18 protein-coding genes, 1 other RNA gene and 1 pseudogene are annotated in these 20,622 nt (G+C 64.9%); 12 read left to right on the top strand and 8 right to left on the bottom strand.

The window, feature by feature from the left end; all coding sequences use genetic code 11:
- The first annotated feature begins 307 nt into the window (after positions 1–307).
- The 6 genes from ftsE to ABD088_RS10710 all read left to right on the top strand — a co-directional run bounded on the left by ftsE (position 308) and on the right by ABD088_RS10710 (position 5,316).
- Positions 308–1,090 carry a cell division ATP-binding protein FtsE gene (gene ftsE / locus ABD088_RS10685; protein ID WP_343901924.1) on the top strand — a complete coding sequence of 261 codons (783 nt, stop codon included), beginning with the start codon at positions 308–310 and terminating at the stop codon, positions 1,088–1,090.
- Positions 1,087–2,001, top strand: coding sequence for a permease-like cell division protein FtsX (gene ftsX / locus ABD088_RS10690; RefSeq protein ID WP_343901925.1), 915 nt, complete (start codon positions 1,087–1,089; stop codon positions 1,999–2,001). Before ftsE ends, ftsX begins: the two co-directional genes overlap by 4 nt.
- 128 nt (positions 2,002–2,129) lie before the next feature.
- Positions 2,130–3,557, top strand: coding sequence for a peptidoglycan DD-metalloendopeptidase family protein (locus ABD088_RS10695; protein WP_343901926.1), 1,428 nt, complete (start codon positions 2,130–2,132; stop codon positions 3,555–3,557).
- Between the two features lie 160 nt (positions 3,558–3,717).
- Positions 3,718–4,194, top strand: coding sequence for an SsrA-binding protein SmpB (gene smpB, locus ABD088_RS10700; RefSeq protein WP_343901927.1), 477 nt, complete (start codon positions 3,718–3,720; stop codon positions 4,192–4,194).
- A gap of 112 nt (positions 4,195–4,306) precedes the next feature.
- Positions 4,307–4,693: a transfer-messenger RNA gene (ssrA, locus tag ABD088_RS10705) on the top strand.
- Positions 4,694–4,860: 167 nt separating this feature from the next.
- Positions 4,861–5,316 (top strand): YrdB family protein, encoded by a 456-nt coding sequence (locus tag ABD088_RS10710; RefSeq protein ID WP_343901928.1) that lies wholly within the window; start codon positions 4,861–4,863, stop codon positions 5,314–5,316.
- Between the two features lie 166 nt (positions 5,317–5,482).
- Here ABD088_RS10710 and hisN read toward each other — a convergent pair.
- The 4 genes and pseudogenes from hisN to ABD088_RS10730 form a co-directional block, all read right to left on the bottom strand.
- Positions 5,483–6,271: pseudogene (hisN, locus tag ABD088_RS10715) on the bottom strand (histidinol-phosphatase); the annotation flags it as partial.
- A 40-nt stretch (positions 6,272–6,311) separates the two neighbouring features.
- Entirely contained in the window at positions 6,312–7,415 is a 1,104-nt protein-coding gene (gene rsgA / locus ABD088_RS10720; RefSeq protein WP_343901929.1) for a ribosome small subunit-dependent GTPase A, read from the bottom strand.
- A 2-nt stretch (positions 7,416–7,417) separates the two neighbouring features.
- On the bottom strand, positions 7,418–8,746 hold the full coding sequence (gene aroA / locus ABD088_RS10725) for a 3-phosphoshikimate 1-carboxyvinyltransferase (protein WP_343901930.1): 1,329 nt from the start codon (positions 8,744–8,746) through the stop codon (positions 7,418–7,420).
- Between the two features lie 12 nt (positions 8,747–8,758).
- Positions 8,759–9,286, bottom strand: a complete 528-nt coding sequence (locus ABD088_RS10730; RefSeq protein ID WP_343901931.1) for a DoxX family protein — start codon at positions 9,284–9,286, stop codon at positions 8,759–8,761.
- A 273-nt stretch (positions 9,287–9,559) separates the two neighbouring features.
- Between ABD088_RS10730 and ABD088_RS10735 the strand changes: the two genes are divergently transcribed.
- Positions 9,560–10,216, top strand: a complete 657-nt coding sequence (locus tag ABD088_RS10735) for a sigma-70 family RNA polymerase sigma factor (protein WP_343901932.1) — start codon at positions 9,560–9,562, stop codon at positions 10,214–10,216.
- Complete coding sequence (rsrA, locus tag ABD088_RS10740; RefSeq protein WP_343902359.1) at positions 10,216–10,482, top strand: mycothiol system anti-sigma-R factor; 267 nt, start codon at positions 10,216–10,218, stop codon at positions 10,480–10,482. The genes ABD088_RS10735 and rsrA overlap by 1 nt, the downstream gene beginning before the upstream one ends.
- A gap of 93 nt (positions 10,483–10,575) precedes the next feature.
- Here the strand turns inward: rsrA and ABD088_RS17265 are convergent, their stop codons facing one another.
- The 3 genes from ABD088_RS17265 to ABD088_RS10750 all read right to left on the bottom strand — a co-directional run bounded on the left by ABD088_RS17265 (position 10,576) and on the right by ABD088_RS10750 (position 15,412).
- Positions 10,576–10,650, bottom strand: a complete 75-nt coding sequence (locus ABD088_RS17265) for a 50S ribosomal protein bL37 (RefSeq protein ID WP_372710594.1) — start codon at positions 10,648–10,650, stop codon at positions 10,576–10,578.
- Between the two features lie 265 nt (positions 10,651–10,915).
- Positions 10,916–11,521, bottom strand: a complete 606-nt coding sequence (locus ABD088_RS10745; protein WP_343901933.1) for a GDSL-type esterase/lipase family protein — start codon at positions 11,519–11,521, stop codon at positions 10,916–10,918.
- 99 nt (positions 11,522–11,620) lie between these two features.
- Positions 11,621–15,412: a multifunctional oxoglutarate decarboxylase/oxoglutarate dehydrogenase thiamine pyrophosphate-binding subunit/dihydrolipoyllysine-residue succinyltransferase subunit gene (locus tag ABD088_RS10750; RefSeq protein ID WP_343901934.1), complete on the bottom strand. Its 3,792-nt coding sequence runs from the start codon at positions 15,410–15,412 to the stop codon at positions 11,621–11,623.
- A 461-nt stretch (positions 15,413–15,873) separates the two neighbouring features.
- On the opposite strand from ABD088_RS10750, the gene ABD088_RS10755 reads away from it, so the two are divergent.
- The 4 genes from ABD088_RS10755 to ABD088_RS10770 all read left to right on the top strand — a co-directional run bounded on the left by ABD088_RS10755 (position 15,874) and on the right by ABD088_RS10770 (position 20,105).
- Positions 15,874–17,199 carry a hemolysin family protein gene (locus ABD088_RS10755; protein WP_343901935.1) on the top strand — a complete coding sequence of 442 codons (1,326 nt, stop codon included), beginning with the start codon at positions 15,874–15,876 and terminating at the stop codon, positions 17,197–17,199.
- Entirely contained in the window at positions 17,196–18,287 is a 1,092-nt protein-coding gene (locus tag ABD088_RS10760) for a hemolysin family protein (protein ID WP_343901936.1), read from the top strand. The genes ABD088_RS10755 and ABD088_RS10760 overlap by 4 nt, the downstream gene beginning before the upstream one ends.
- Before the next feature lie 103 nt (positions 18,288–18,390).
- Complete coding sequence (locus tag ABD088_RS10765; RefSeq protein ID WP_343902360.1) at positions 18,391–19,224, top strand: metal ABC transporter ATP-binding protein; 834 nt, start codon at positions 18,391–18,393, stop codon at positions 19,222–19,224.
- Positions 19,221–20,105 (top strand): metal ABC transporter permease, encoded by an 885-nt coding sequence (locus tag ABD088_RS10770; RefSeq protein WP_343901937.1) that lies wholly within the window; start codon positions 19,221–19,223, stop codon positions 20,103–20,105. The genes ABD088_RS10765 and ABD088_RS10770 overlap by 4 nt, the downstream gene beginning before the upstream one ends.
- Before the next feature lie 34 nt (positions 20,106–20,139).
- On the opposite strand, the gene ABD088_RS10775 is transcribed toward ABD088_RS10770, so the two are convergent.
- Positions 20,140–20,586 carry a Fur family transcriptional regulator gene (locus ABD088_RS10775; RefSeq protein WP_343901938.1) on the bottom strand — a complete coding sequence of 149 codons (447 nt, stop codon included), beginning with the start codon at positions 20,584–20,586 and terminating at the stop codon, positions 20,140–20,142.
- Positions 20,587–20,622: the final 36 nt, after the last annotated feature.

The raw sequence follows: 20,622 nt of genomic DNA on the forward strand, positions 1-20,622 counted from the left end.
GGTCAGCGTCGAAGAGGTCCGCGCGGCCACCGAGCCCGAACTCATTCTTGGTGGAGACCTCTCACACGAATAGGCGGGGGAGACCGAACCGGCGGGGAAGTGGCCGTGTAGCCACTCCCGCCGGGCCGGGCGCTTCGCAATAGGCTCGACGTTCACGGCTGGAATGACGGTACCGACACGCGATACCGCCTGCGCGGCAATGACAAGTGCTAACGCTAGAGTGCTCAGTGCCGGTGCTGTACGTTCCCCCAGCAAAGCCCCGCATTTTTTCGGACACTGACCGGTGGTCCGGGTGGGCAGAACTGCCATGATCAGATTTGAGCACGTCACCAAGGTCTACGACCAGAAGTCCCGTCCGGCGCTGGACGATATCGATGTTGAGATCGACCGCGGCGACTTCGCGTTCCTCGTAGGGGCCTCCGGCTCCGGGAAGTCGACCTTCATCCGGCTCGTGCTGCGTGAGGACCAGGCATCGCGTGGCTCGGTCCACGTTGCCGGACAAAACGTCGCCCGCATCCCCGGATGGAGAGTCCCGCGGATGCGGCGTGGCATCGGCGTCGTCTTCCAGGACTTCCGTCTTCTGCCCAACAAGGATGTCTTCTCCAATGTCGCCTTTGCCATGCAGGTCATTGGCAAGAGCCGTGCTTCCATCCGCAGCACCGTGCCAGAGGTGCTCAAGACGGTGGGGCTGCAAGGCAAGGAAAAGCGCATGCCGAACGAACTTTCCGGTGGCGAACAGCAGCGCGTGGCGATTGCCCGGGCCATCGTGAACCAGCCAGGCATCTTGCTCGCTGATGAACCCACAGGAAACCTGGATCCCGCCACCAGCGTGGGGATCATGAACATCTTGGACAAGATCAACCAAAACGGCACGACAGTAGTCATGGCCACGCACGACGACGACATCGTCAATTCCATGCGCCGTAGGGTCATTGAACTCGACGAAGGAAAGCTCGTCCGGGACGAGCGCGCCGGTGAATACACCGCCATGATTCCCATCATCAACCAGGACGGTTCCCGCGAACTGCGGACAGCTAATCCCCAGGACCAGGCGATCGCCCCCTTCGACTCCGAGGAGGACGAAGCATGAGACTGGCGTTCATCCTCGGTGAAATCGGTTCCGGCCTGCGTCGAAACCTCTCCATGGTCGTGTCCGTCGTCTTGGTGACCTTTATTTCGTTGACATTTGTCGGCGCCGCCGCCTTGACGCAGATGCAGATCACGCAAATGAAGGGCTTCTGGTACGACAAGGTCGAAGTGGCCATCTTCCTGTGCGGGGAGGACTACGGTTCGCAGACCTGTGCCGATGGTGCAGTGACCGATTCCCAGCGTTCGGCCATCAAGGACATGCTGGGTTCCGCCGCAGTCAAACCGTATGTGGACGGCTATGAGTACGAGTCGCAGGACCAGGCTTTGCAGCACTTCCGCGAGCAGTTCAAGAATTCCCCGATCGTTGATACCGTTACCGCTGACCAGTTGCCGGAGTCATTCCGCGTGAAGATGGTGGACCCGGAGAAGTACGACGTCATTAACGAGCTCTTTTCCTCGATGAAGGGCGTCGACACGGTCATCGACCAACGCGACCTCTTGGAAAAGGTCTTCTCGATCATGAACATCGCGTCCTTGGTTGCGATCGGAATTGCCGTGGTCATGATCTTCTGTGCTGTGCTTCTGGTAGCCACGACGATCCGGCTCTCGGCTTTCAGCAGAAGACGCGAGACGGGAATCATGCGTTTGGTGGGAGCATCGAAGGCGGTGATCCAACTGCCCTTTGTTCTGGAGGGCGTGATCGCTGCGCTCATCGGTGCCGTCTTGGCCTCGGGCACGCTGTGGGCGGTGGTCCGGTACCTCATCCAGGGCAAGCTTGCGGTTGAGTATCCGGATACGGCCTTCATTGCTACGGGACAGGTATTGCTCGTCGCCCCGGGCCTGCTTGCGTTGGGAGTCATCCTTGCTGGTGTATCGTCGGTCCTGACCTTAAGGCGCTACCTGAAGGTTTAGGTTCCCCCGTGCCCGTATTCTTCTCGCGCATCCGAAGCGGGGAACTGCTGTTCCAGTGAAAGGACGGACCTCCTGTGGCGGACCGTAAAAGACGGACTTTGTCCCACGCCGTGATCAGTGGTGCCCTCGTGAGCCTGCTATCCCTGTCATTGGTTGTACCCACGGCCAACGCCGACAATCTGGATGACAAGAAACAAAACGTCGAGAAGCAGCTGGACTCGTTGGAGTCTGATCTCGAATTCCTCAATGCTGACATCCAAAAGGTTGCCGACAAGCTGAAGAACTACCAGGACCGCCTGCCAGCGGCCCAAGAGCGGTTGGCCACTGCACGTGCCGGCGTCCAAACAGCAACGGATCAGGTCAACGAACTCACCGCCCGAGTAGAATCTGCGCAGTCCTCCAAGGACCAGATTGGCAGCCAAATGGTCCAGGACGCGGAGTCAATGGCCAACACCCGCAAGGCCATCGGGCAGATCGCGACGCAGGCCTACAAACGTGGCGGAGTCTCCAGCAACCTCAGCCTCCTGCTGAATGCTTCCTCGGATGGCAACCTGGCGGACAGCATGGGGATGGCTGACCAGGCACTCCGCAGTCAGAATGCGGTCCTCAGTGACCTGAACCAGCAGCACGCGACGAACGCCAATGCCCAAGCCAGGATGACCGCGGTAGAATCGGAAATCAGCGATCTCAAGGACCAGGCCGAAGCGGCACTGGCCCGCGAACAGGCAGCCCGCAATGAGGCCGAAGCCTCCAAGCGGCATGTCGATGAACTCATTGATGGTGCGGAAGCGGCCAGCAGCGAACTCAATGCCAAACGTCCGCAGATCAAGGCGCAAATCCAGGATCAGCAGGATGAGCACGATCAGGTCGTCGCTGCCATCAAGGAACGCCAGCAGCGGTTGATCCGCGAAGCAGCTGAACGCAAGCGCAAGGAAGAGGCAGCCCGAAAGGCAGCCGAGGCGCGAGCTGCACAGGCGCAAGCTGCGGCCGAACGAGCTGCCCGAGCCAACGCCGCGGACGCAGCGGCCAAACGTGCGGCGGCCGACGCAGCCGAGCGGTCTGCAGCTTCCGCCCGGAAGAAAAGTGAGAGCGCGGGTAACAACGGCGACTCATCATCCTCGTCATCCACCAGCAGCTGGGGGCTCTCGGTTCCAGTGGGTGGTGGACACATCACGTCCACCTTCGGATGGCGGCCGACACCCGCCGGGACCATTGACTACGGCGGAATGGGTGGCTACGTCCACGCCGGCTTGGACTGGGGGTTCGGTGGCCAGTGCGGCGCGCCAGTCCACGCAGCAGCGGGAGGCGAAGTCTGGTATGCCACCATGTCTGCGACCTCTGGCAACAAGGTCCAGATCAGCCATGGGGTCGTCAACGGCCACGCCCTCGTGACGGGCTACCACCACTTGAGCAGTTACGTGGTGCGAGCCGGACAGCATGTCTCGAAGGGACAGCTCATCGGCTACGTCGGCACCACCGGCAACTCGACCGGATGCCACCTTCACTTCGAGACCATCTTGGATGGAAGCGTCGTTGATCCTGCAGGTCTGCTCTGACTGATATCGCTCCACGCCGGCTATCGGGAGTTGGATAGCCCGCCAGTTGGGTTGTCCATGCGATGGATGCGAACTTGATGTCGCCGGTGATGGCATACGATGATTGTCCTAATCTTCAGCTGAAATTTCCCGCCACACGTTCGCACATAAGGAGGTTGCCATGGCCAAGGACACCGATCGCAAGGTCGTCGCGACCAACCGCAAGGCACATCACGACTTTCACATTCTCGACACTTTTGAGGCCGGCATGGTGCTCAGCGGCACCGAGGTGAAGTCCCTGCGCGAGGGCAAGGCATCGCTGGTCGATGGGTTCGGCCAGTTCTACAACAACGAGTTGTACATCGAGGCTCTCTACATCCCGGAATACCTCAACGGGTCGTGGACCAACCACGCAGCTCGACGTCGGCGCAAGCTGCTGTTGCATCGCGAAGAACTCGTGAAGATCACCCGAAAGATCCAAGACCCGGGTTTTACTATTGTCCCGTTGCAACTCTATTTCCGAGACGGCCGGGCCAAACTGGAAATCAGTGTAGCCAAGGGCAAAAAGGAATTCGACAAGCGCCAGACGTTGCGCGAGAAGCAGGACAACAGGGAAGCCCTACGCGCCATGCGCGAGCGGAACCGGCGCGCCTCCTGACCAGCCGCAGCTCGCTGGGGAATGAACCATGGGCTAGGTGGGTTATAGTAGTTGTCTCGCAGGTTCGCTTGCGGGGATGCGCGGGGCAACCCGCAAATTGAGAAGTACATACGGGGATGATCGGTTTCGACGATGTGAGTCGCGACAGGAGAAGCGGGCCGAGGACGCAAAGTTATCTCGTAAACGCTCTTTGCAAAACACAAGTGCCAACTCAAAGCGCACTGACTTCGCTCTCGCTGCCTAAGCAGCCTGACAGTCCGTCAGCCAGGGATTGCTATCGGCCCTGATACTGGCGTCATTTAGATAGCCACTGTTCAACGTCTTGGTCACTGGGGTGTTGGACATATTTTCGGTGACTGTGCTCAGGGTATCCCGCAAGGGACCAGCCGCATGTTTGTGAGACGGCTGCTGGAGCAGAGAAAACCCCCAGCAAACTGCGCCCGGAGAAGTCCTGGCAACACCACATCGGACGGGGGTTCAATTCCCCCCATCTCCACGTATTAGCGGCCTCGGGATCTCGGATCCCGGGGCCGTTTTCGTGCTGCCCTGGCGATTGCCCGGCGCAGCATAGAATGGTTGGGAATCCCGAGGCCGTCGGCCCGGGGAACGTCACTGACTCGAGGGCATTTCCGCGTCGGCTTCGCAGGAAATGGGAAAGGCAGCAGCATGCAAGACAACCAGCAGGACGCCGTGGGCGACCCGGCGGAACCGTCGGTCGACGCAACCCCGCCGATTCGCGTCGCCGGGATTCTGGCGTTTGTCCTCGAGGTTGCTCTGCTCTGCGCTGCCGCCTTGTGGGCCATTCAGGTCTTGCCGTGGGCGCCAGTCTTGTCGGTGCTCGTCCTGCTGGTTCCGCTGGTGGTGTTCTGGGGCCTGTTCATGGCCCCACAAGCCAAGCGTCGATTCGGGTGGCCGGTACATCCAGTGGTCGCCCACGTCTTGTTCTTGCTGGGGGTGGCAGGTCTTTTCGCCGCGGGGCACCCGTGGTTCGGTGGAATCATGCTGGTGTTAACTCTGGTCAGCGCCGCCATGACGTGGGTCAAGCGCGCTCAGCTCGCCGCTGATTCCGACCGAATGCCTCCGACCCGGCAGCGCCCGGCCGGTCGCCGATCCGCTCGTTAGGCTCTCAGGCGTTTTCCCAGGGTGATGAGTGATGTTCCGGTTGGGACGATCCCGACATGTCTTCCTCCCGGCGGGTCCTGAATTCGTGCGTTTCATCCGGGGCGTCTGCGACGTCATTGACGGGAGCCTGTCCGGTCTCGAATGACTTTGTCGCATTCGTGCTGCCGTTGAGCACTGCCAGCGTGGCGTCGTGCAGTCGTGAATTGGTCGCCAGCGCATTTCCGCCGAGGCAGCCGTCCTCCCCGTCCAAAGACGTGAAGCGTCCGCCCGCTTCGGTGACGATCGGCACGAGTGCCGCCATGTCGTAGAGGTTCAACTCCGGTTCGCAGGCAATGTCCACCGCGCCTTCGGCCAGCAGGCAATATGACCAAAAATCACCGTAGGCACGGGTCCGCCATACGGCGTCGTGCAAATCCAACATGGCCTCCAGTTGGCCGCGTTCGCGCCACCCACCCAGGCTTGAGTACGAAAGTGAGGCATCCGCCAGCTCGCTGACCCCGGAGACCTTCAAACGGGTGGCCGAGGCCAATGACTTCCCGGTATAGGACCCTGTGCCTTCCGCGCCCCACCAACGACGTCCCAGCGCCGGGGCGGAGACGAGCCCGACAACCGACCGGCCTTCGTCCATCAAGGAGATCAGCGTCGCCCAGACAGGGACACCACGAACAAAGTTCTTGGTTCCGTCGATGGGGTCAATGACCCACCGCCGCGCACCGTGGCCCGTGCTGCCGAATTCCTCGCCCAGTATCGCGTCGCGGGGACGGGATCGGGCCAGCTGGCTGCGGATTGCTTCTTCGGCCGACCGATCGGCATCCGTCACCGGAGTCAGATCTGGTTTGGTATCCACCTGCAAATCCTGCGCCTTGAAGCGGGACATGGTCAGGGAATCGACGGAATCGGCGATGGCGTGTGCCAACCGGAGGTCGTCGTTGTAGCTCATTACATCGCGGGTCATGCCATCAAACTTACCGCAGGAGGGCAGCAGATCCGTGTTCCTAAACGGATCCCAGCTCCTTATCATCGGCTTTGGCCTCAACGCCGAACAGGCGACGCAATGAGGCGAGACGGGCGATGCCGGAGGCATCGGCTTCCGGGCGTCGGACCCAGGCATCCAACGCGCACCCGGGCGAGTCGGCGGTGTGACGACAACCGCGCGGGCAACTGGCAGATCCTTCCACCAGATCGGGAAACGATTCCAAGATATTCGCAGGGTCGACGAGGGCCAGGCCGAAGGAGCGGATTCCCGGAGTGTCGATGATCCAGGTACCTGGCGGGGCTCCCTCGACGCGGAGTGCAAGCGCAGATGAAGAGGTGTGCCTGCCCCGGCCCGTGACGGCGTTGACGCCGCCAGTGGCCCGCTGGGCACCCGTGAGTGCATTGACCAGGGTGGACTTGCCGACGCCTGAATGGCCGAGGACCACCGAGACGCGGCCCGCCAGCAGCCTACGCAGCTCCAGGACGGCCCCTTCCTCCAAACGGGCCGAGGCACCATCGGCTGACCGTGCGTCGATTCCCGAGGATTCGGCGCCAATGCTTTTGCTCGTCAGGATGTGAAGGTCCAGATGCCGGTAGTTCTCCAACAGGGGAGTGGGGTCGCGGATATCGGTCTTCGTCACACAGAGAACAGGCTCGATACCGGCGTCGTAGGCGGCAGCGAGGGCGCGGTCGATGAACCCAGTCCGCGGTTCTGGATTGGCGGCCGCGACGACAACCACCAGCTGATCGGCGTTGGCGACTACCACCCGCTCGACCGGATCGGTGTCGTCTGCGCTTCGACGCAACAAAGTCTGTCGTTCCTCGATGCGGACCAGCCGTGCAAGGGTGTCGGGCTTGCCCGAAGTATTGCCGACGAGGGCGACGAAGTCACCGGGCACCACGGGAGAACGGCGCAGCTCGCGTGCGCGGGCGGCAATCACGATCCGTTCGTCGGCGGTGTCCTCGTCCAGGATGGCGGTGTATCGGCCCCGGTCCACGGTGATGATGCGACCGATGACGGCGTCCTCGTGAGCCGGGCGGTCCTTGGTGCGTGGACGGGAGCCTTTCTTGTTCGGCCGGATCCGGACGTCTGATTCGTCCCAGCTGCGGGCATCGCGCGCCATGTTCAGGCGCCGCCAGTGGCGGCCAGCTCCTGCCACAACTGGGGAAAATCGGGCATGGTCTTCGCCGTAGTGGCGATGTCCTCAATCCGGACCCCGTCCATGGCCAAGCCGATGACGGCGCCTGCAGTGGCCATCCGGTGGTCCTCGTAGCTATGGAACAGGCCAGCATGGGTCACCGGGCGGCGGATGATGATCCCATCGGATGTTTCCTCGGCTTCGCCTCCGAGGGCAGTGATCTCGGCAACCAATGCCGCCAAACGGTTGGTCTCGTGTCCGCGCAGGTGGGCAATGCCGGTGAGGTGTGTTTCCTCATGGGCCAGGGCAGCCAGGGCGGCGACCGTGGGTGCGAGTTCGGAGGCATCTGCCAGGTCGATACCGCGGACAGGGCCGGAGCCCGTGACGGTGAGGACACCGTCGTCGTACGTGGTGGTGGCACCCATGCGGGTGAGGATCTCGGGCCACCGGGCACCGACCTGGGTGGTTTCAGCCGGCCAATCGGGGATCCGAACGGTGCCGCCCGCAGCCAACGCCGCGGCGAGGAAGGGGCCGGCATTGGACAGGTCGCGTTCGACGAGGACGTCAAAGGCTCGGATGGATCCGGGGGAGACCCTCCAGTGGTCCGGCGTGGAGTCGTCGACCTGCACTCCGAGTTCCCGCAGAGTCTGGACGGTCATCCGGATGTGGTCCAGGCTCGGCACCGTCGCGCCGACGTGCTCGAGGTGTAGTCCTTCCTCGAAAAACGCCCCGACCAGGAGCAACGCCGAGACGAACTGGGATGACCCGCTGGCATCGACCACCAGATGGCCACCGCGGACACTGCCGGTGGCGTGCATGGTGAACGGCAGCATCCCCTTGGCCTGGTCGTCGATCTCCACGCCGAGGTCCCTGAGGGCGTTGACCACCGGGGCCATGGGGCGTACGCGAGCTGCGGGATCGCCGTCGAAGGACACTGCGGCGGGAAGCAAGGCAGCCACCGGCGGAACGAAACGCATGACCGTTCCTGCGAGTCCACAGTCGACTGACAAGGCATCGCGGACCGAGGAGCGATCCAGCGGTGTCACCAGCAGGTCGCTGCCCGGCCCGTCAGCCGACGGCACCTCCTCCACGCCGGCACCGAGGATGCGCAGCGCTTCGATCATCAGATCGGCGTCGCGTGAGCGCAATGGCTGACGCAGCCGGCAGGGTCCGTCCGCCAAGGCGGCAAGCACCAGATAACGGTTCGTCAGCGACTTCGACGCCGGTACACGGACGGTGGCGTCCACGGGACCTTGGGCTCGAGGGGCCGGCCAGGGGGACAGGGACTCTGGGGCTGCGGAGAGGTTGCTGCTCATGCTGGTCGGTGGCTAGTGCCCGATCACGTCCTGTGCGGCCTTTCGGGCATCCTTGGTGCCACTCCGCACCGACTTGGCCAATTCCTTGTTGGTCTTCACGAGCTGCTTCCGCGCGTCCTGGCCCATGTGGCGTGCACGCCATGCCAGCGAGGGGGCACCTGCGGTATCGACGGATGCGAGCAGGACGCCTCCGGCGAGCGAGATGTTCTTGACGCGGTTCGAGGAGATAACGCGCGCGTCGCCCGCGTTGTCGTTGAATCCGGTCACGGCGGAGGAACCGACGAGGAGCAACGCCGAGAAACGGGGGAACTTGCCGAGTGCAAGCATCAGACCGGAAACGATCTGTGCGGCACCGATGCAACGGGCAGCCAACGCGGGCTTGGCGGCGATGGGTTCGAGCTGGGGGAAGACCGACGCCGCGCGGCGCAGGTTCGGGCGGAGCCGTTCCCCGCTCTCTTCGGGCTTGCGGACGCGGTCAAGGCCGGTCAACACGAAGCTGGAGGCCAGCAGTGGGCGGGCGATCAGGCGAACCAGGGACATCGATTCCTCCAAGGAGTCGGGAGTGCTTTCACGTGCTGGTCCTAGTCTTGCACTATTTCGACTCCAATCGGTGCGGGGGAGGCCCCTGGCTGGGAATAGTGTCGCAGCTGAGGCTGTTGTGCCTACCAGACGACCGGTGGTCAGATCACCGGCCCAGACCAGAGCAACCCACACCGTTCAGGAGGAAGCGCAAAGATGCCGGTGATGACATCTGCCGAGCGCGTGGTCCAACCCACGGACAGGACTCATGGCCCCGGTCTAGACTGGGTGGTGATGAGTACTTCACAGCATGGGGTCGAGCAGATCCCCGAGGACGCCGAATCCGAGGCGCAACGTCGCGAGCGATTCGAGCGTGACGCCCTGCAGTACGTCGACCAGCTCTATTCCGCGGCGATGCGTATGGCACGCAACCCCTCGGATGCCGAGGATCTGGTGCAGGAGGCCTACACCAAGGCGTATTCGGCCTTCCACCAGTACAAGCCGGGGACCAACCTGAAGGCCTGGCTGTACCGGATCCTGACAAATACGTACATCAACCTCTACCGCAAGCGCCAGCGCGAGCCGTTGCGCTCGAGCACCGACACGGTGGAGGACTGGCAAATGGCGCAGGCCGCCGAGCATACGCCGACCGGGCTCCGCTCGGCGGAAGCCGAGGCACTGGACCACTTGCCGGACTCCGACGTGAAGGAGGCGCTGCAGTCGATTCCGGAGGAATTCCGCTTGGCCGTCTACTTCACCGACGTGGAGGGATACGCCTACAAGGAAGTCGCCGAGATCCTCGGCATTCCGATCGGAACCGTGATGTCGCGGTTGCACCGCGGACGCAAGCAACTCAGGGAACTGCTCGCCGACTACGCCGCCACCCGCGGACTCGGCAAAGCGAAGACGACGACGGGCCGTCCGGCCGCGGCCGGACAAGGGAGGAAATGATGGGCGACTGCCAATCAATGGGTGACTGCAGCGACGAGCGCATCGCCCGACTGTATGAATACCTCGACGGTGCGCTGTCCGTGGATGACCTCAAGGACGTGCGTGAGCACCTCGAGCACTGCGATGACTGCACCAAGGAATACGACCTGGAGTGCATCATCCGCTCGGTCGTGAAGCGAAGCTGCCAGGAAGTGGCTCCAGACACGCTGAAGACGCGCATCATGTCGCGCATCAGCGAGATCCGCGTTGAGGTCGGCCACGGCTGATCCGTCTCGCGGTCGTTCCGGCCCGTCAGCGGCCCCCGGGCACAAAAGAGCCCACATCCGTCAGGATGTGGGCTCTTCGCTATTCCACCTGGTTTAGGTGTTGGGGCGCTTGCCGTGGTTCGCGCCGCCATTCTTGCGACTACGGCGCTTACGTGCACGCTTGCTCATGGCTGCCTCCTGATCTGCTCGGTAATTGGGCTGCCCTCTATCTTGTCACATCCCTGGACCAGGCCACTACTCGACCCCCAACGTGTCCGGTGCAGCTTCATGCCAGAGGGGATGAATCGATGATTCGACTGCTTCCATAGCTGACGGGATCGTCGTGACTGCTGTGGTGCTGATCGCCATCCGTCCCGAATGGCCCTGCGGGGGCGGACATAGACGATGGCGGGGACCCCCAGGGGATTCCCGCCATCGTTCATGCAGGTGGTGCTCAGGCGCCGGTGGGTTCGGCCAGATCGAGCCAGCGGTACCACCCGCGGTGCAGGACCAGCCAGGCAATGAGTCCGTGTCCGGCCTGGCCGGGGAGGCCGCCATTGGCCGCCAGATCGTTGCGCCACTGCTCATGGTTCTGCAGGGGGCCGAACGTGTCGACGAAGGCGTGGTGGCGTCGCGAGGCCACGTCGGCGTAGGCAGCGGAGAGCTCGGCAAGGCGTGCGTTGCGTTCGTTGTCCAGCGACGGCGTGGGGCCGACGACGAGGGCCTTGATGCTCATCTGCGACGCTGCGTCCATGATGTTGGCCAAATTCAGCCGGCTGCGGGCCGTTGAGAGCCCGAGGTCGAGGTCGTGGTCGGAAAGCGCGACGACGAGGCGGTTGTCGCAGCCGTCGCCGAAACGACGGGACGCCTCCTGCAGCCATCGCTCGGCCAGTGCCTCGGTCCCTTCATCGGGCGAGGCCAGAGAGTAGCTCTCCAGACGGAAATCGTCGCCAGTGGTGCGGGCCAGAACCCGGCCGAACCAGCCGAGGGCACGGGGGTCGCCATGGCCGGCGAGGACCTCGTTGCCGATGGCGGCAATGCGGATAGTGCGTTGTTCCACGAAAGACCTTTCTGCGCGGTACGCCCACTCTAACAGCGGGCCCGTTACGCCGAAGGGCGGGACACGAGGTCCCGCCCTTCAGCTCATGCGTTGTTGCTTTTACTGGTCGAAGGCGTGCTTCAGAAGGTCCGCCAGCTCGACCTCGTGCCGCTTGTGGGAGCCGGTCGACGTGGCGGCCGACGCCGTGCGCGAGACCAACACGACCGGGCGGTCGAGTTCGGGAGCAAGGTTCAGGCCCATGAACGGCCACGGACCCTGGTTCGCGGGCTCGTCCTGGGTCCAGTACACCTTCGCGTTCGGGTACTTCGCCAGCTCCTCCTTGATCGCCTCGACGGGCAGCGGGTAGAGCTGCTCCACGCGGATGATCGCGGTCTTCTCGTCGCCTGCCTTCTTACGGGCCGCTTCGAGATCGTAGAACAGGCGACCGGAGACCATGAGAACTCGTTCAACGCCTGCGCCGTCCAGCTTCATCGTGTCACCGATGACTTCCTGGAAGTGGCCCTGGGTGAAGTCCTCGACCGAGCAGGCAGCGGCCTTCAGACGCAGCAGCTGCTTCGGGGTGAAGATGATCAGCGGCTTGCGCGGACGGGCGTAGGCCTGACGGCGCAACAGGTGGAAGTGGTTGGCGCCGTTGGACGGGTTCGCCACCACCAGGTTCTCCTCTGCACACATCTGCAGGAACCGCTCGATGCGGGCCGACGAGTGGTCCGGTCCCTGGCCCTCGTACCCGTGCGGCAGCATGAGCACGAGCGAGGAACGCTGTCCCCACTTCTGCTCGGCGGAGGAGATGAACTCGTCGATGATCGTCTGGGCGCCGTTGACGAAGTCGCCGAACTGCGCCTCCCAGATCACCAAGGCGTCGGGACGCTCCACGGAATATCCGTATTCAAAGCCCATGGCCGCGTATTCGCTCAGGAGCGAATCGTAGATCCACAGCTTCGCCTGGTCGTCGGAGAGGTTGCGCAGCGGCATCCACTCGTCGCCGTTCTTGCGGTCGTGGAACACCGAGTGGCGCTGCACGAACGTGCCACGGCGCGAGTCCTGGCCGGACAGCCGGACCGGCACTCCTTCCATCGACAGGGAACCGAACGCGGCGATTTCCGCGAAGCCCCAGTCGATGCCGCCTTCGCGGGACATGGCCTCACGACGCTCGAGGAGTGCCTTGAGCTTCGGGTGGATCGTGAAGCCCTCGGGGATGTCAACGTGCGCCTTGCCCACCGTTGCCAGCATGTCGGCGCTGATGGCGGTTTCCTGCGGGCGGTTCACCCCGGCGTCGTCGACCTGGGAAGCCGGCAGCTCCAGGTCGTTGACCTTGGTCTGGTCGGAGGAGACCACCGGGATGGGTGAGGTCTGGGCCGCATGCGTTTCGGCGAAGACCCGTTCCAGCCGTCCCTGGTAGTCGCGCAAGGCCTGGTCGGCCTCGTCCTGGGTGATGTCGTTGCGGCCGACCAGCGCCTCGGTGTAGAGCTTGCGGGTCGAGCGTTTGGCCTCGATGAGGTTGTACATCATCGGCTGCGTCATCGAGGGGTCGTCACCCTCGTTGTGTCCGCGGCGGCGGTAGCAGACGAGGTCGATGACGACGTCCTTGCGGAACTTCTGGCGGTACTTGAACGCCAGCTGCGCCACACGCACCACGGCTTCCGGGTCGTCGCCGTTCACGTGGAAGACGGGGGCCTGGATGATCTTGGCGGCATCCGTGGAGTACACGGAGGAACGCGAGGCCGTCGGCGAGGTGGTGAAGCCCACCTGGTTGTTGACCACCACGTGGATGGAACCGCCGGTGCGGTAGCCGCGCAGCTGCGAGAGGTTCAAGGTCTCGGCGACCACGCCCTGCCCGGCAAACGCCGCATCTCCGTGCACCAGGATCGGGAGGACACTGTAGCCATCCGAGTCGGTGCCCAGGTTCAGTCGGTCCTGCTTGGCGCGGACGATGCCCTCCAGCACCGGATCCACCGCTTCGAGGTGCGATGGGTTGGCGGCCAGGTAGACGCGCGTCTCGTTGCCGTTGTCTGAGGTGAACTTGCCTTCGGTGCCCAAGTGGTACTTCACGTCACCGGAGCCCTGGACGCTCCGCGGATCCTGCGTGCCCTCGAATTCGCGGAAGACCTGTGCATAGGTCTTGCCGGCGATGTTCGTGAGCACGTTCAGGCGTCCGCGGTGGGCCATGCCGATGGCCACTTCGTCCAGTCCCTGGTCCGCGGCGTCGGACATGATGCCGTCGAGCAGCGGGATCAGCGACTCGCCGCCCTCGAGGGAGAAGCGCTTCTGGCCGACGAACTTCGTCTGCAGGAAGGTCTCGAACGCCTCGGCGGCGTTCAGTCGGCCCAGGATGCGGAACTGCTCTTCACGGCTGGGCTTCTCGTACTCGTGCTCCATCTCGTCCTGGAACCACTGGCGTTCCTCGGGGTTCTGGATGTGCATGTACTCGATGCCGGTGGTGCGGCAGTAGGAATCGCGCAGCACGCCGAGGATCTTGCGCAGGGTCAGGCGCGAGGCGCCGCCGAAGCCGCCGGTGACCCATTCGCGCTCCAGATCCCACAGCGTCAGGCCGTAGGTGCGGATGTCCAGGTCGGGGTGTCGGCGCTGGACGTACTCGAGCGGGTTGATGTCCGCCATCAGGTGGCCACGCACGCGGTACGCGTGGATGAGCTGCTGGATGCGGGCGATCTTGTTGACCTGGAGGTCGACGTCGACCTGGTTGTCCACGACCCAGCGCACCGGCTCGTAGGGGATGCGCAGTGCCTCGAAGATCTCGTCGTAGAAGCCCTGCTCGCCGAGGAGCAGTGACTCGACCAGGCGCAGGAACTCGCCGGAGCCGGCTCCCTGGATGACGCGGTGGTCGTAGGTGGAGGTCAACGTGATGACCTTGCCGATGCCCTGCATCGCCACGGTCTTCTCGCTGGCGCCGCGGAACTCCGCGGGGTACTCCAGTGCGCCGACGCCCACGATGGTGGCCTGGCCCTTGGACAGGCGGGGGACCGAGTGCACGGTGCCGATGCCGCCCGGGTTGGTCAGCGAGGTGGTGGTACCGGCGTAGTCGTCGGCGGTCAGCTTGTTGTTGCGGGCCCGCTTGATCAGTTCCTCGTAGGCCGTCCAGAACTCCGAGAAGTTCAGCGTCTCGGCCTTCTTGATGTTCGGGACCGCGAGCATGCGCGAGCCGTCCGGCTTCGGGATGTCGATCGCAATGCCGAAGTTCACGTGGGCCGGCTGCACGGCGGTGGGCTTGCCATCGACCTCGCGGTAGGTCACGTTCTGCGAGGGGAAGAGCTTCAGGGCACGCACGACGGCGAAGCCGATGAGGTGCGTGAAGGAGACCTTTCCGCCGCGGGCCCGGGCCAGGTGGCTGTTGATGACGATGCGGTTGTCGATCAGCGCCTTCGCCGGCACGGCACGCACGGTCGTGGCCGTCGGAACCGTCAGCGACTGTTCCATGTTCGTGGCGATGGCCTTGGCCGGACCGCGCAGCGGCTTCGCGACGTCTTCTTCGGTCGGATTCGCGGCACTGCTGGACTTCGGCAGCTCGGCGGGGATCGGGGAGGTCTTCGGGGCCGGATCGGCTGGCTTGGCCTTCTCGGTCTCGGGGGTGTCCTTGGGCGTATCGCCCGAAGAGGCGGCGGTGTCGGGCTTCTTCTGCGGCGTCTTCGCCTCAGGAGCCTCGTTGACCCTCGCCTCGGTGGCGGCGCGCGGGCTGGGGCCGGTGCCATTGCCCGATGCCGCCGGGGCGGAATCCGCAGCAGGCGGCCGTCCGGAGGAATCAAACGAATCGAAGATGCTCCACCACTTCTTGTCCACTGAGTTCTTGTCCCGCAGATACTGCTGGTACAGCTCCTCGACGAGCCACTCGTTCCCGCCGAACTCCTCGGTTAGCCGGTGGTGTGGTTGATCTGGCACGATGACGCCTCTTCTTCCCTGTGGTTGCCTCGCCGCTGGGTCCCGATCGTGTCCGGGGTGGTGCGACGACCTAGTCCTAGACCTTCCGCCAGTCTAATGACCTTCGCCGCCGCGTTGCGAATCAGACGCGGGGCATTGCGCGCCTATTTTCGGCGCCGTCGGCGAACCTGCTTGCCGGACCCGCCGCGGGTGTGTCCAACGACACCCGCCAGTGGGGCCCCGTCCTCGCGGTCGGCGGGTGGCATCTGTAGACTGGAACCCTTATGGACAGCCACTCAGTGTGCCGGCCCGTCGCGAAACCGCGCAGCGCCGGCTCAAACCGTCTCAGCATGCCCACTTCTTCCGCCGCCGCATCGGAGCCTTCTAGACCGGCTTCACCGGAAGATGACCCACGCACCCCCGCCCAGCACCGTCGTCGTGCCGTGGTGTCAGGTGCGGGAACGACGGCGGTGAGCCGCTAGGTGGAATGGATTTTCCTGGCACTCGGCCTGCTCCTGATCGGGGGGACCGGGTTCTTCGTGGCCGTCGAGTTCTCCCTGGTCGCCCTGGACCAGAGCACCGTCCAGCGTTCGGTGGCCCGCGGCGAACGCGGTGCTGAACCACTGCTGCGTTGCCTCAAATCGCTCTCGACCCAGCTCTCCTCCTGCCAGCTCGGCATCACACTCACCACGCTGCTGACGGGTTACGTGATGGAACCATCCGTGGGCAAGCTGCTCACCCCGGTGCTGGCAGCTGCGGGGCTTGGCCCCAGCGCCGCCCCCGTCTCGCTCATTGTGGCGATGGCGTTCGCAACGATCCTCTCGATGCTGGTCGGTGAGCTGGTCCCCAAGAACCTGGCCATCGCCCGCGCCCTGCCGATCGGCCGGGCCATCGCCCGCCCGCAACTGGTGTTCACCGCGGTGTTCAAGCCGGCGATCGTCGTGCTCAACGGCTTCTCCAACAAGGTGCTGCACACCATGGGGTTGGAGGCCAAGGAGGAGATCTCCGGGGCCCGCAGCCCCGCCGAACTGAACTCGCTGGTCCGCCGCTCCGCCGAGATGGGCACCCTGGACCGCGACACCGCCCGCTTCCTGTCGCGCACGCTGCGCTTCTCCGAACGCTCGGCAGCCGATGTGATGACCCCGCGCATCCGCATGGAGACCGTGGAGCTGGATGAGCCGCTGGAATCGATCATCGAGACCGCCCGGCGCACCGGATACTCACGCTTCCCGGTCATCGGCGATTCCGCCGATGACGTCGAGGGTGTCTGCCACGTGAAGAAGGCGGTCGCCGTTCCGCGCCACAAGCGCGCCGGGCTGGTCGCCGCGACGATCATGGAGGACATCATCTCCGTCCCCGAAACCGTGCACCTGGACTCGTTGATCGCCGACCTGCGCGGCGCCAACCAGCAGGTCGCCATGGTGCTCGACGAGTACGGCGGAACCGCCGGCATGGTCACGCTGGAGGACCTGGTCGAGGAGATCGTCGGGGAAGTGACCGACGAGCACGACAGGACCCAGCCCGGCGTCCTGGTCTCTGCCTCCGGTCGCTGGTATTTCCCGGGCCTGCTGCGCCCGGACGAGCTCGGCGACCAGGTGCCGGGCCTGAAGATCCCCGATGACGCCTCCTACGAGACCGTCGGTGGCTACGTGATGTCCATGCTCGGGCGCATCCCCGCAGTGGGCGACGTCGTCGAGACGGGCAACGGGGAACTGCTGGTGGAGTTGATGGACGGGCGCCGCGTGGACCGGCTGAGCTTCCAGGCCACCGCGACCGACGACGACACCGCAGGAGGGGAGGAACGATGAACGACTGGCTGGGAATCATGTGGCTGGTGCTGTTGCTGCTTGGCAACGCCTTCTTCGTTGCCTCCGAGTTCGCGGTCATGACCGCCCGCCGCAGCCAGATCGAGCCGCTGCTCGACGCCGGGGTGAAGCGGGCCCGCACCGCGTTGAACGCGATGGAGAACGTCTCGCTCATGCTGGCGGTCTGCCAGCTGGGCATCACCGTTTGCTCGCTGCTGATCCTCAACGTGGCCGAACCGGCCATCCACCACCTCTTCGCGGGGCCGCTGGAGTCGGTGGGCGTCCCCGTGGCCGTGGCGGATACGACGGCGTTCGTCATCGCGCTGCTCATCGTCACGTTCCTGCACGTGACCTTCGGCGAGATGGTCCCGAAGAACATCTCCGTCTCGGTCGCCGACAAGGCGGTGCTGCTGCTGGCACCACCGCTGATCGGGCTCTCCCGGATCCTGCACCCGGTGGTGGCCTCGCTGAACTGGGTGGCCAACCATGCGCTGAAGCTCATGCGCGTCACGCCCCAGGACGAGGTGACCAGCTCGTTCACGCTCGAGGAGGTCCAGTCGATCGTCCAGGAATCCACGCGCTCGGGCCTGGTCGAGGACGGCAGCGGCATCATCCACGGTGCCCTGGAGTTCTCCGACTACACGGCCGGGACCTCCATGGTCCCGCTCAGCGAGGTCGTCACCCTGCCGGCGGAGACGACGCCTGCCCAGTTCGAGAAGGCCGTCGGGCGCACCGGGTTCTCCCGTTTTGTCATCACCGACGACGAGGACAACCTGGCCGGCTACCTGCACCTGAAGGACGTCATGTCCATCCCGCGCTCGCGCTACGACCAGCCGATCCCGGTCACCCGGCTGCGCAACTTGGCGAACCTGGGCACCGAGGTGGAGGTCGAGGACGCGCTGGGGATCATGCAGCGCACCGGCTCGCACCTGGCCCGCGTCAACGACGCGACCGGCAGCACGCGTGGCATCCTCTTCCTGGAGGATGTGCTGGAGCAGCTGGTGGGCGAGATCAATGATTCGAACGAGCGGCGGGGGATCCGCCGGTTCAACCACCACGCCGATAATGAAAACGAGTCTCATTTGAGCTAAGCTGGTATCCGCGTCGCGAGCCCGTCATCGGGCCGCGCCGCGACCCCAGCCCCAGGACCCCGTAGGAAGGCCGCTCGTGCCCGAACCCAGCCAACCCGAATCGATGCCGGCGGTCAGACTGCGTGGCGCGGGATTGGACTTCGGGCCGCGCCGCCTCTTCGGCGGCCTGGATCTGGACGTGCAACCGGGGGAGTTCCTGGCGGTGCTCGGACCCAACGGGGCGGGGAAGACGACCCTGCTGAAGGTCCTGCTGGGTCTGCAGCAGCTCAGCACGGGAAGCGTCGAGGTCGGCGGCCGTCCGGTGACCCGGGGCTCACGGCATATCGGCAGCATCCCGCAACAGCGGGGTTTTCCCGCAGACACGGCACTGCGCGCCCGCGACCTCGTCGCGCTCGGCGTCGACGGCCACCGCTGGGGTCCGCGCCTGCTGCACCGCCGCCAGGTCAACGACCGCGTGGACGAGCTGCTCGAGCGCGTGGGCGCCACCGCCTACGCCGATCGGCCGGTCGGCCTGCTGTCGGGCGGTGAGCAGCAACGGCTGCGCGCGGCCCAGGCGTTGGCCGGTGAGCCGGATCTGCTGTTGTGCGACGAGCCGCTGCTCTCCCTGGACCTGCACCACCAGCAGGCAGTCTCCGCGCTGATCCACCGGCAGGCCTGCGACCACGGCAGCGCCGTCGTCTTCGTCACCCACGAGATCAACCCGATCCTGCAGTACGTGGACCGGGTCCTGTACCTGGCCGGGGGCCGCTTCCATGTCGGCACCCCCGAACAGGTCATGCGCTCCGATGTGCTCTCCGAGCTCTACTCCAGTCCCATCGAGGTCTTCCGCAGCAACGGGCGCATCGTCGTCGTCGGCATGCCCGAGACCCTCGCCCATCACCACCCCGCGGCCCCCGACGCGGGGCCCGTGGCGACCGTGGAAGGCGGCCTGCTGTGAACCTCGCCGACGCCTGGCAGACGATCTTCAGCTTCGAGAACTACGGTGAACTACTGCCGCTGGTGGCCAACTCGATCATCGCCGGGGCCATCCTGGGCCTGGTCGGGGGACTGATCGGCATCTTCGTGATGATGCGCGACATGGCCTTCGCCGTCCACGGGATCGCCGAACTGAGCTTCGCCGGGGCGGCGTTCGCCCTGCTCATCGGGGCCAATGTGGTCGCCGGTTCGCTGGTGGGCAGCATCGCCGCGTCGCTGGTGCTGGGGCTCATGGGTGCCAACGCGCGGGACCGCAACTCCATCATCGGGATCCTCATGCCCTTCGGCCTGGGCCTGGGCATCCTGTTCCTCTCCCTCTACGAGGGGCGCAGCGCCAACAAGTTCGGCCTGCTCACCGGCCAGATCGTTGCCGTGGATTCGGTCCAGCTCGGCGTCCTCGCCGTCTGCTCGCTGGTGGTGATCGTGGGGTTGCTGGCCATCTGGCGGCCGCTGATGTTCGTCAGTGTCGACCCGGCCGTCGCCTCGGCCCGTGGCATTCCCGCCGGCCGGCTCTCGGTGGCGTTCATGCTGCTGCTGGGCCTGGCGGTGGCCCTGTCCATCCAGGTCGTCGGCGCGCTGCTGGTCTTGTCCCTGCTGATCACCCCGGCGGCGGCGGCCATCCGCGTCACCGCCCGGCCGGGTGCGACAGTGGTGCTGAGCATCGTGTTCGCGATGACCAGCGTGGTCGGGGGCATCATGCTCGCCCTGGCGGGCCGGCTGCCGATCAGCCCGTATGTGACCACGATTTCCTTCGCCATCTACGTGGTGTGCCGCATCATCTCGTGGCGGCGATCCCGGATCCGCCGCAGCGCCGAGGAAGCCGCAGTACCGGCAACTGCCTGAACGACGGCGGTGCCCGGCGGTCCGCCGGTCGGCCCTAGGCGGTTTCCGCTGCAGCGGCGGCGCGCTGTCGGGTGCATTCGGGGCAGTATCCGTAGATCTCCACGGTGTGGGAGGACTCGGTGAACCCGTGCTCGGCCGCGACGCGGGCCGCCCAGGTCTCCACGGCGGGGGCCTGGACCTCCACGCCCTTGCCGCAGGACCGGCAGACCAGGTGGTGGTGGTGGGCCTCGGCCTCACACCGTCGGTAGGCGGCCTCACCGTCCCCGGAGCGGACGACGTCCAACAAACCGTCCTCGGTCATGGACTGCACGATCCGGTAGACGGTGGCGAGGGATACCTTGTCGCCGGTGTCCTGCAGCAGGCGGTGCAGCTCCTGGGCCGAGACGAAGTCATCCAGCCGGCCCATGGCGGCCTCGACGGCCAGGCGCTGTTTGGTGACGCGTTGTTCCCGCCCGCGTTTGGGTTCGACGGTCTCCGACATGGTGTTGCTGCGCTCCTGGTGGTTCGCTCCCGGACC

The sequence above is a fragment of the Arthrobacter rhombi genome (genome assembly GCF_039526245.1).
In the GTDB taxonomy this organism is placed as follows: Bacteria; Actinomycetota; Actinomycetes; order Actinomycetales; family Micrococcaceae; genus Arthrobacter_H; species Arthrobacter_H rhombi.